Annotated in this window: 6 protein-coding genes and 1 pseudogene; all 7 read left to right on the forward strand. The window is 68.9% G+C overall.

Going from position 1 to position 11254, the window contains the following annotated elements; all coding sequences use genetic code 11:
* Positions 1-58 precede the first annotated feature (58 nt).
* The 7 genes and pseudogenes from OG226_RS02150 (at position 59) to OG226_RS02180 (ending at position 11066) form a co-directional block, all read left to right on the forward strand.
* Entirely contained in the window at positions 59-811 is a 753-nt protein-coding gene (locus OG226_RS02150) for a nucleoside 2-deoxyribosyltransferase domain-containing protein (protein ID WP_329347567.1), read from the forward strand.
* Positions 812-850: 39 nt separating this feature from the next.
* A pseudogene (locus tag OG226_RS02155) lies at positions 851-1292 on the forward strand (aminopeptidase N); the annotation flags it as partial.
* 467 nt (positions 1293-1759) lie between these two features.
* Positions 1760-2542, forward strand: coding sequence for an SAM-dependent chlorinase/fluorinase (locus OG226_RS02160; protein ID WP_329347568.1), 783 nt, complete (start codon positions 1760-1762; stop codon positions 2540-2542).
* Positions 2543-2544: 2 nt separating this feature from the next.
* Positions 2545-4344, forward strand: a complete 1800-nt coding sequence (locus OG226_RS02165; protein ID WP_329347569.1) for an asparagine synthetase B family protein — start codon at positions 2545-2547, stop codon at positions 4342-4344.
* Between the two features lie 21 nt (positions 4345-4365).
* Complete coding sequence (locus OG226_RS02170) at positions 4366-5895, forward strand: amino acid adenylation domain-containing protein (RefSeq protein ID WP_329347570.1); 1530 nt, start codon at positions 4366-4368, stop codon at positions 5893-5895.
* Complete coding sequence (locus tag OG226_RS02175; RefSeq protein WP_329347571.1) at positions 5892-8840, forward strand: condensation domain-containing protein; 2949 nt, start codon at positions 5892-5894, stop codon at positions 8838-8840. Before OG226_RS02170 ends, OG226_RS02175 begins: the two co-directional genes overlap by 4 nt.
* Before the next feature lie 924 nt (positions 8841-9764).
* Positions 9765-11066, forward strand: a complete 1302-nt coding sequence (locus OG226_RS02180; protein WP_329347572.1) for an MFS transporter — start codon at positions 9765-9767, stop codon at positions 11064-11066.
* Positions 11067-11254 lie beyond the last annotated feature (188 nt).

An 11254-nucleotide genomic window follows, 5' to 3' on the forward strand; every position in this document is an offset into this window, starting at 1 on the left:
GCGCTCCCACCCAACCTGCCGACCCCACAGGACCCACCGGTCCGGCCGAGGAGTCTCCATGACACGCGACGTCACCGTCATCCGTGCGGGCCGGCCCTGGCCCGCACACTGGTCGGTGTCCATCTACCTGTGCGGCCCCACCCCCCGCGATCCACTGACTCCCTCCTGGCGTCCACACGCCGAGTCCTTGTTGCGCGAGCGGTGGGACGGAGACGGCCGCCTCGCCGTGTTCCTGCCCGAAGCCCCCGAGGGCGAGTCCGAACCGCCCTACGCGCAGCAGGTCGCGTGGGAAGAGGCCGCCATGCACGCGGCCGACGCCATTCTGTTTCATGTGCCGCGTGACCTCACCACGCTGCCCGGTCTCGTAAGCAACGTGAAGTGGGGTGCCTGGCACGACTGTGGCCGAGTCGTTCTCGACTCTCCGCCGACAGCGCAACGCAACGAGTACCTGCTGCACTTCGCGAACGCGCTGGCGATTCCCGTGACGGACAACCTGCCCGACGCCGTGACGGAGGCACTCAGGCTGGCCGGACCGAGTACCCGGCGCGCGGGCGCCGAGCGTCAGATACCCCTGGCTCTCTGGCTGTCACCGGAGTTCCAGCGTTGGTTCAACGGGCTGGTCGTACACGGTGACACCCTCTTGGCGGGACGCCTCCTGTGGAGCCGGGGCAACCCTGTCACCCACTGGGTCCTGGAGGCCACGCTGCGTTCGATGGATTCCGGGGTGGAACGGGTCGAGCTGGTGTCGCGCGGAGCAGGACTCGATCGCCCCCTCACGCCGTCCCGGGAGCCGGACGGCCTCGGCGTGTGACAGGGCGTGCCGTATGACGCCTTTCCGCCAGGCGCCTTCCTGAGAAGTTCCGGCGGTTCTCTTCGTGGTCTCCTCCGCGTTGACTCGTACGAGATCGATCCCCATCTCGCCGACGCGGCGGAGGTCGTCCTCAGCGGTGCCCATCTGGCTCCCTCGGAGGTCTGCCAGGACTCACCGATCGCACTGGCGCACATGCTGGAGGGCCGCAACAACGTCCTGCGGGTCGTGGCCGACTGCGCGTACACGAACACGAGTGCAGGGATTCAAAGTGCCGTATGCCCGCCGTGCCTTCGCGAATTTCGAGCAGCCGGAACGGAATGACGACGTCTGGGAGTTCGAGCCGACGCCGCGGATATCGACGCACATCGCGGCTCTGATCCTGGGCCCGTACCACTCGGTGCACGGCGCGTACGAGAAGGACGGCCAGTCGGTGCCACTGGGCATCTACTGCCGGCCCTCGCTCGCCGATTACCTCGACACTCTCGAATGCGTCGGGCGCCCTCGCGTAAAAACTCCCCGGCCGATCCGGCGTCCCGACGGGGCACTCGTACCGAACGGACGAGATTCCTGGTTCCACGTTCCCGACTGGGTGCCGATCCCGGGATCGATCGTACGAATGATGGAAACCCGCGCCGCGACAGCCGGCACCTGTACTGGCCGACAGTTCGCCCTGCGCGAGCAAGGTCTCACGCAGGACTTGACGGGAGCGGACAGGACGCGGTGACGCGACTCCATGCCGAGGCCGAGACGGTGAAGACCCTGAGGTCAGTTGGTTACGCGCGAGGATCGCGGCGCTGTGGTCGCCCTCTGCGCCTATGGCCGCACATGACCGATATGCGGAGCAATGAACCCCTGTCCTCATGATGCCAGACAGCTTGGTGAAGACCGCGGAATCTGGAGTGATGATCTATCCGCTGACATAATCGGACTCGACAGAGGAGGTATTCAATGACTCGGATTGTCATCGTTACCGATTGCAGGGATGTCGCTTTCAGTGAAATTTGCGGCGCCATCCATAAAGAAGCGGACGAGATAGGGCACCCGATTACGATCGAGCCGATCGTGGCCGTGGAGAACTTCTCAGAATTCAATGCGGCCTTTCTGACCCGCTTGGTGGCGGAGAGCTATCCGGCGGGGACGGTGATCTACACGCTGGTCTCGAAGTCCTCGAATATGCGGCAGCTGCATGACGTCATCTGGGGCGAGACGCGCACGGGGCACATCTTCGTCGGTTCCAACTTCGGCTATTTCGGCTGGCTTGCGCGAGACCTCGGCATCAAGCATGTGTACGAGATCCGGGACGTGCCGCAGATGAGTTTCTCCGGGAAAACCTTCATCCCTCCGATCGTGGCGCGGATCGCGGCTGACGACACGGAGAGTCTCACCGCATACCCGTACGAGGAATCGAAGATCGACGACACCCCGTTCGTCGAGGGCACCGTCGCGCACGTCGACAACTTCGGCAACGTGAAAGTCACGACGGAGATCGACGAACTGCCGCACGGGCAGACGCTCGCACTCGCCTTGAACGGGACCGCGCTGTGCGAGGCGGTTCACATCACGAACCAGATCTATCTACAGCCCGAACTCGGCAAGATCGTGGCCTATCGCTCCACCTCTTTCCCGGACATGACCGACATCGGCATGGTGCGCGGGAACTTCGCCGAGAGCCACGGAATCCGCGTGGGGGATCGTCTGACCTGGACCACCGAGCCGTCGGACAAGGACTGACCGTGGCCGCAATCACTGGCTGGACGGACCCGACGCGCGATCTGCGCGAGGCCGATGCCACTGTCGCTCAGCTGATCGCGGATCTCACCCCGCGCGCGCGAGGCGCCGCCTCGCTGTGGTCGGACCGGGAGGCAATGCTCGCCCATCGCGCCGACCCGACGTGTCTCCAAGGCACCGGACTCGCCGAGCTCCGGGACAACGACCGCACCATCGCGGTCGCGGTTCTCGACGGCTACCTCCAGAACACCGAGGAACTGGCCTCCGCCCTCGGGGCGGAACGCGGTGCGGGACCGGCTGACGTACTGCTGCACGGATACCTCGCCTGGGGGCCGGCCGTGGCCGAGCGTCTTGAGGGCAACTTCGCATTCGCCGTGTGGGACGCACGCGCCCGGCGGCTCGTCCTGGGCCGCGACCGCATCGGCATCACGCCGCTGCACTACGCGCGCGCAGGTGACGGCACGTTGTTCTCCTCGGATCTCGCCGCGCTGGTCGCCCATCCGTTGCTCCGGGCCGAGACAGACGACGAGGGCCTGTGCGCTCTCATCACGCAGATCCGTCCCCCCGGCCGATCGGCCCTGCGCGGAGTACGGGAGGTTCCGGCCGGCTGCGTCGTCGTGCTCTCCGGAACGAACGAGGAGGTGCGCCGCTACTGGACGCTGGAGGCCCGCCCCCACGAGGACGACCTCGACGTCACCTTGACGCGTGTGCGGGAACTGGTGGAGGACGCCATCACCCGCGATGTTCGCGGCATCCACCCAGCGGTGCTCCTCTCCGGCGGCCTCGACTCCAGTTCGCTGACGGGCTGGGCCACGAAGCTGACCGCTCAGCCGCCGCTCACGTTCACCGTGGCCTTCGGAGACGGCGCGTCGGCGGTACCCGACCGTCCCTACTCCCAGGACGTGGCCCGGATGTGGCAGACCGATCACCGTGAGGTCCTCGTCCGTCCTCAGGAGCTCTCGGACCCGGTTGTGCTCGCCACCGTGCTCGCGGCGAAGGACTACCCGTCCCCGTTCGGCGACAAGAACATCACCCCCTTCCTGTTCAGCAGGCGCGTCGCCGAGCACACCGAGGTGGCGCTCAGCGGTGAAGCGGCCGACACCGTCTTCGGCAGCCTCGGCGGCCAGATCAAGACCGGATACGAGCTGAGCACCTTCCCCTGGGTCGAGAAGGCCTGGAAATGGGGTGCGCGCAGCGGACTCGGTACCCGGCTGTTCGATCCGAAACTGCTGGCCGAGATCGGTGCGGAGTCCTATCTCAACCTCAGATTCCGCGAGGCGCTCGACGAGGTGCCGCACCTGCCCGGCGACCCTCAGCGCAACCGGCTGGGCCGGCAGTACGACTACCTCACCGTCACCCGCATGCTCGACCAGGCCATCAACCACTCCGAGCGCCTCGCCGCCGCCGCCGGGCTGCAACTGCGCTACCCGTTCAGCGACCACCGGCTCTTCTCCTATCTCTACAACGTGCCCGTGGAGATGAAGTGGTACGACGGGCGAGGCAAGAGCCTGCTGCGTACCCTCGCGAAGACCCTCGTCCCGGAATCGGTGCTCACCCGGCCCAAAGTGCCCTATCCGATCACCTACGCGCCGCAGTACAAGGCCGCGCTGGCGGCGCGGCTGCGCGGCCTGCTCGACGACTCGGACGCCCCCGTACGGCCGTTGCTCGACATCGCCGCGGCACGCCGGATCGCCGCCGATCCCGACCTGCTCGACCGCGGCGGCTGGTTCGGCCGGGCGGACGTCGAGTTCGCCCTGAACCTCGACGCCTGGCTGCGCCGCCTCCGTGTGCACCTGCGCCTATGAACCGCGACGAATGGATGTGCGATGTACTCCCTCTTTCGTGACCAGGCAGCCAGGCACGGCACGCATCCCGCCGTCCGCGACGAGCAACGGGCGCTGAGCTACGCCGAGTTGGCCGACCGTGCCGAAGCGCTCGCCGGTTCACTGCGCGAGCTCTTCGGCGACGACGACGTGCGGATCGGGCTCTACTGCGGGCGCACGGTCGACCTGGTGATCGCGGTGCTCGGGGTCGCCGCGGCCGGATACACCTATGTGCCGCTCGATCCCGCCTACCCGGAGTCCCGCCTGGACTTCATGGCCGAGGACAGCGGTCTCGCCGCGGTCGTCTCCGACCGTGTCCTGCCCGGAGCGCTGGCCGGGATCGACGTCCTGCGGATCGACGAGTACGACCAGGACGCCGCGGCACAGCCGCGGGAGAAGCTTCCGGAGCCGTCCCCGGACTCCACCGCGTACATCATCTACACGTCGGGCTCGACCGGCAGGCCCAAGGGCGTGGCGGTCCGCCGCCGGTCGGTCTCCGCGTTGGTCCGCGGCGTGCTGGACCAGTACGACTTCGACACCGAGGACGTCTGGACGCTTCTGCACTCCTACTGCTTCGACGTCTCCGTCTGGGAGATGTGGGGCGCGCTGGCCAGCGGCGCCACCCTGGTGGTGGTTCCCACCGAGGTGGTGCGCTCACCGCGGGCGACGATCGACCTGATGAGGCGTCACCGCGTCACGGTCATGAGCGTGGTACCCACGGTGTTCCGGTATCTGGCCGCCCATGTACGCACGTCCGGACACTGGCCGAGCACGCTACGGCGCGTCGTCTTCGGTGGCGAGATGGTCGACGCGGCCGATGTCAGAATCTGGCGCGCGACCGCCGGGAGTCACTGCGAGTTCATGAACACGTACGGCATCACCGAGACCACCATCTACGTCAGCACCCGGACCTTCACCGACGCCGAGCTCGATGCGGCCGGCGACGAGCGGGGGTTCGCCGCCGAACTCGGCCGCCCGATTCCCGGATGGGAGGTCGCGGTGCTCGACGACGAGGGCATACCCGTCGCGGTCGGGGAGACCGGCGAGATCTGGGTCGCGGGCGTCGGAGTCGCGGTGGGCTATGTCAACCGACCCGACCTCACCGCAGAGCGTTTCCGCATGCTGGAGGTCGAGGGAGGGCCGTCGCGCCTGTTCTACCGCAGCGGCGACCTCGCCGTCCGGGCCGCGGAGGAGACGTACCACATCGTCGGCCGGGCAGATCTCCAGGTCAAGATCAACGGTTTCCGCATCGAACCGGGAGAGATCGAGGTGGCGTTGCGAGGGATCCCTGGAGTGCTCGACGCCATCGTCACCGCGGGCAGCAGCCGCCGCGGTGAACCGATGCTCACCGCGCACTACACCAGCGAGTCCGGACTGAGCCCTGAGCGGCTGCGCGAACTCTTCGCCGCCGAGGTGCCCGCCCATCTCGTGCCCGGCGCGTTCGTCCGCATGACCGATCTCCCCCGCACCGCGTCAGGCAAGAGCGATCGCAGGGCACTGAGTGAGGACCTCACCGAAAGCAGGCTCGCATGACCGACGAGACCGAACGCCTTCCGCTTTCCGTCAATCAGGAGGCGGTGTGGATCGCGTGGCAGCGCGACCCCGAGCAGCGGTCGCACATCATCCCGCTCCCGTTCGAGGTGGAGGGGCAGCTCGACCTGCCCCGGCTGCGCCGGGCCGTGGAGGCTCTCGCCATCAGGTATCCGCAGCTCCGTGGACGAGTCGTCGCCACCCCGGACGGTCCCGCGCTGGACTGGTCGGACGCTCCCGCAATACCGGTGCGCGAGAGCGAACAGGACGGCAGTCGGAAAGAGGCTCTGCGACAGCTGTGGCAGCAGCCCTTCGACCTGCGCAGCGGTCCGCTGCTGCGGATCGATGTCCTGCGCCACGGTGACTCGCAGACCCTGCTGGTGGCGGCGCACCACCTGGTCAACGACGGCGCGGGCGTCCTGATCATGATGGACGCGCTGCGCGCCGCGTACAACGAGGGATCGATCGCCGACGGGACGGTGGCCGATCTCGCGGCGGCGCGCCACCACGCCGAACATTCCAGGGAACTCGCCGACGGGGACTCGGGACAGGCGCACCGCGCCTACTGGCGCGCGATCCTCGGCGACGGCGGCCCCGACTTCGAGCTGCCGAAGAGCACCGAGCCGAGCGGCTTCACGATGCTCGGCGACTACATCCCCCACCAACTTGAGACCCGGCTGCGGGCGTCTGCCGTGGAGCACGGCGTCTCCTACGTCACGGTCCTGCTCGCCGGCTACTTCGCGCTGCTGCGCCGGTACTCCGGCTCCGACGACCTCCTGGCCTTCCTTCCCTTCCACGGCAGGACGGCTCCCGAACTCGCCGACCAGGTGGGCTATTTCGTCAATCCGCTCCCTGTCCGGCACCGGATCCGCGCTTCCGACCGGTACCGCGATCTGGTGACTCGGGTGCGTCTGGAGGTCAAGGACGCCCTGCGGTTCGGCGAGCTGCCGTTGCCCAGCATCATGCGCGCGGCCGGGCTCTCCGGCCCGCAGGCCCACGCCCGGACCCATCAGGCGCTGTTCCAGTACTGGCATGCGGGACTGCGCTCCGGCACAGACCTGCAACATCTGGAATTCGACGGTGCCGTGCTGCGGCTGATCGACGTGGAGAGCAGCGCCGGGTTCAAACTCGCGGTCATGGTACGGGAGGACAGCTCCGGCACCCATGTGATGTGGAAGGACCCGGAGGGTGTCCTCGGGCTCACCCAGGTGCAGGCCATGGCGTCGGACTACCTGAACGTGCTCGGGGACATCGCGGACCGCCCGGGCTCGACCGTCGCTCCGCTCGCCTCGTCCGCCGCTCCGCCGGCCGGCCACCCGGTGGCCGGACCGCAGCCGGAATCCGGGCCGGAGGCCGCGCCCGGTGCCACCGTCGAGCGGGCACGGATGATCGAGGTCTGGCAGGAGGTACTGGGCGTGCCCGACATCGACTGGCAGGATTCGTTCTTCGAACTCGGCGGGCACTCACTGCTGGCGGAGTCACTGATCTACGCCGTAGGTGAACGTTTCGGCGTCGAGGTGTCGCTCAACACGTTGTTCGACTACCCGCGGCTGTCGGATTTCACCGAGCAGGTGCTCGGTGCCCCCCAGGCCGAGTCCGTGGACAGTGAGCCCGCGGCGGGTCCGGTCCGCACGGAGGACGCGGATCCGCAGTGGCGGCCCTTGCCGCACCGGATGGCCCTGGGACTGAGCCGAGAGCAGCGGCCGGACGGCGTCATTCCTGCGGAGAGCATCATCTGCAAGGTCTTCGAGTTCCCCGGCATCCGTGTCGACTCGCCCCGGCTGGACCGTGCGGTGCGATGGGCCGCGGCGGTGAACCCCTCGCTGACAGCCGAGTACCACATCGACGCGTCACACGGCCCGTTGTATCGAACCCGCCCGCCCCGCCCCGGACTGGTGGAAATGGTACGGGCGGCGTCGGACGACTGGGAGGCGGTACGGCGCGTCGCGGACAAGATCGCCAGTGAGGAGATCGTGCGCGACCTGGACGTACGTGAGGGCCAAGCGCTCTACGTGGCCTGTGTGCACGGACCCGAAGCCGGCTTCGCGCTCGTGGTCAGGATCGACCACTCGGTCTGCGACGGCCTGTCCTTCAACCGCTTCCTCAAAGACGTGAGCGACGCCTACGCGACGGACGACGAACGGGAGTTCCAGGCCGGGCACAGTCGTACCGACCTCGCGGACGTCGCCGTTGCGGAGCGCATCGCGCTCGAAGACACACGTACCGAGGCACTGCGCGCAGCCTGGCGCGCCCGCCTCCCTCGGGGTGTACCGGAAATGTTCATCAACGACACGACACCGTGGTCGGAGTGCCCGCCCCACGGGAGCAACGTCCAGGTCGTGCTGCGCGGCGAGGAGTACCAGCGGCACCTGGCGGAGGCACGGCAGCACCGAGCGACCGGGTTCATGGTCGCCACCACGAAGATCCTGCGCGCCCTGCGGCCCGTGCTGCTCAATGACGAACTCGCCTTCTTCTGCCCGTTCCCCGGGCGTTTCGTGCCGGAGGCCGCAGGTACCGTCGGAAACTTCGTCAACCTGCTGCCGGTGTTGGTCGACGCACCGCGCGGCACGGACGCGCCGAGCACGCTCAAAGCGGTCCGTAACGCGATGCTCTGGACCCTCCAACATCAGGGGCTGCCCTTCGCCACGGTGCTCGACGAGGTGCGCGAGGTCGACCCGACGGGCGAGCAGTACCCGAAGAAGCGCCGCTCCATCTTCATCGCGGGCAACGAGCCCGACCGCTTCACGCTCGACGGCGTCTCCGCCACCGCGCGGGTGCCCGACCTCACCTCCGCCATGTTCGATCTCAGTGTCTGGGTCACCGACACCGGCTCAGAGCTGGTCTGCTCCGCGGTCTTCCGCCGCTCGCTGCTGGATCACGAGGCGGTACACAAGCTGCTCACCGCGATCGGTGCACCGTTGGAGTCCCTCCCGGACAGTGGTGTGTGACCGAACCGGTCGGAACGCGGGCATGGGGCGGAGTCTGTACAGGACCCGGGTCGTCGGCAGTCGCAGAAGATCTGTAGTTCCTCCTCGGCCGACGACGTGCCCCCCGCGGGGCGCGGAGTTCGCGTCGAGGGTGCTGGTGGTGCGGGGTGACCGTGCCGCCCTCCCAGGCGTGCGCGATCGCCAGGCGGGTGTCGGCGTCCGCGACGACCTGCACGTTCGCTGACAACCGGTGGGTGCGGCTGGTCGGCACGCTCATCCCGGTCCCGGACCGGGATGAGCTGCCGCATCGTCAGGTCGGTGCGGCAGCGGACCGCCACGATCAGGACCCGCCGGCCAGCGGCAGCGCCCACGGCCGCTCACGCGCCCGCTCGGCCCTCAACACCCCAGCCATACACCGGAGATGCGCCGAGCCGACGGCCCCGGTCGCGCCGTACACGAGGACGGCCTGCCCGGCCCGCGCAAAGGCAGGGGCAGCGAACTCGCCGCTGTTCCGCTGAGGTTGGCGGACAGGCCGCACGACTTCCCCGGCCGTGAGATCGAGGCCGTCCGCTGCGAACCGCATGTGGATCGAAGTCCAGGGCATCGAAGTCCAGGGCGTGTCCGAGCAAGTGTGTCCCACGGGGTGCGGGTCTTCCCATGTGGTGACCGTCCGCGTGACAACAGGCCCCTGCCGGTCGGGGCGGCGCGCTATCGTGAGGGTTCGGCCGGTGGATCCAAAAGGTGGGACGGGCGGTCCACACCTCACCCCGGCCGGGTCACGCGCTCCCGGGCGGCCGGGTCGTCGAACGGTCGTGGCCGTGTGCCATGCCGTAGCCCCGACCGACCCGCGCCTCGCGCCGGGCGGTCCTTTCCGGTCCCGGCATGCCGTGCGTCCACGGGCATCCTGCCGCACGCCATGACCGACGACCACAGGAAGGCCCTCCCGTGCACCCATCCGCCCCCGAGGAGACCGTCGCTCCCGCGCCCCAACCGGCCGACCGCTCCCGCGCACTGTCCTGGATCCCCGGCCTGCTGCACGACACCGCGTTCCGCCGCTACTGGACCGCCCAGACCGTGTCGTACCTCGGCGACCAGGTGTCAGCCCTCGCCCTCCCCCTCATCGCCGTCACCGTGGTGCACGCGGGCGCGGCCGAGATGGGCTATCTCAGCGCCGCGGTGTGGCTGCCGCACCTGCTGTTCGGGCCGTATGCCGGACTGTGGGCGGACCGCCGCAGCCACCGACGCCGTGTCATGATCGCCGCCGATCTGGGCCGCTTCGCGCTGCTGCTCGGCCTACCCCTCTTCTACGCCTTCGGCACGCTGACGTTCACCGTCCTGTTCACGGTGGCCTTCGGCGTCGGGCTGCTGTCGGTCCTCTTCGAGGTGTGCAACCCCCCGGTGTTCAAGGCTCTGGTGCCGCCCGAGCACTACGTGGCGGGCAACTCGCTGAGCAGCGGCAGCCGGGCCATGGCGAAGGTCGTCGGCCCGAGCGCCGGCGGCTTCCTGGTTCAGCTGTTCTCCGCTCCCGTCGCCCTGCTGGTGGACGCGGTGTCGTACCTTGTCTCGGCCGTGCAGCTGGCGCGGATCGCGCCGCAGGAGGCACCGCCCTCGAACGAGCGTGCCCGGTTGCGGACGGCCGGCCGGTTCATCGGCCGCTCCCGGACCATCCGGGCGGCACTGGCCGCCACCGCCACCGTCAACTTCTTCTGCTTCGTGACCACCACGCTTTTCGTGCTGTACGCCACCACCGCGCTCGGTCTCGGCGCGGGCCTGCTGGGCACCGTGCTCGGTGCCGGAGCCGTCGGCGCGGTGGTGGGCGCCGTCTCGGCGACCCCGCTCACCCGGCGCCTGGGCGTGGGCCGGACCTTCCTGCTCGGCTGCCTGGCGACCGCCGCTCCACTGCTGCTGATTCCGGCGGCCCACGGGGCCAGGAGCACGGTGCTGCTGATGCTGGTCGGCGCCCAGTTCGGCTCGGCGATGGGCATCATCTGGATTGACATCACCGCCGCGACCCTGCTGACCTCGCAGGTCCCGGACGCCATGCGCTCCAGCGTGTTCGGCGCCTACCAGGGCGTGAACCTCGGTATGCGGCCGCTCGCGGCCCTGCTCGCCGGTGCCGTCGCCGGGCCGCTGGGGCTGCGGACGACGCTGTGGATCGCCGCGGCCGGGGCCCTCACCGCCTGCCTGTGGATCCTGCCCTCACCGCTGTCCCGCAGGACTCCGCACGAAGCCGTCCAAAAGTCCTGAGCGGCACAACCGACAGCCGAAAGTGCCGCTCAGGCTGCCTGTGACAGTGCCTTTCCGGCCGTCGTAGCGGCGTTAGCGTGGCTGTACCGATCGATGATCGCCGTCGCACGCAGCTCGCATGCACCCCCCGTTTCCCGGACGTCCGCCCGCGTCTGCCCGCAACCGCCGAAGCAGGGCGACCAGGACGG

This window comes from Streptomyces sp. NBC_01261, from assembly GCF_036226385.1.
In the GTDB taxonomy this organism is placed as follows: domain Bacteria; phylum Actinomycetota; class Actinomycetes; order Streptomycetales; family Streptomycetaceae; genus Streptomyces.

Coding starts and splice junctions, on each gene's coding strand:
- OG226_RS02150 (WP_329347567.1), top strand. CDS start 59: ATGACACGCGACGTCACCGTCATCCGTGCGGGCCGGCCCTGGCCCGCA.
- OG226_RS02160 (WP_329347568.1), top strand. CDS start 1,760: ATGACTCGGATTGTCATCGTTACCGATTGCAGGGATGTCGCTTTCAGT.
- OG226_RS02170 (WP_329347570.1), top strand. CDS start 4,366: ATGTACTCCCTCTTTCGTGACCAGGCAGCCAGGCACGGCACGCATCCC.
- OG226_RS02175 (WP_329347571.1), top strand. CDS start 5,892: ATGACCGACGAGACCGAACGCCTTCCGCTTTCCGTCAATCAGGAGGCG.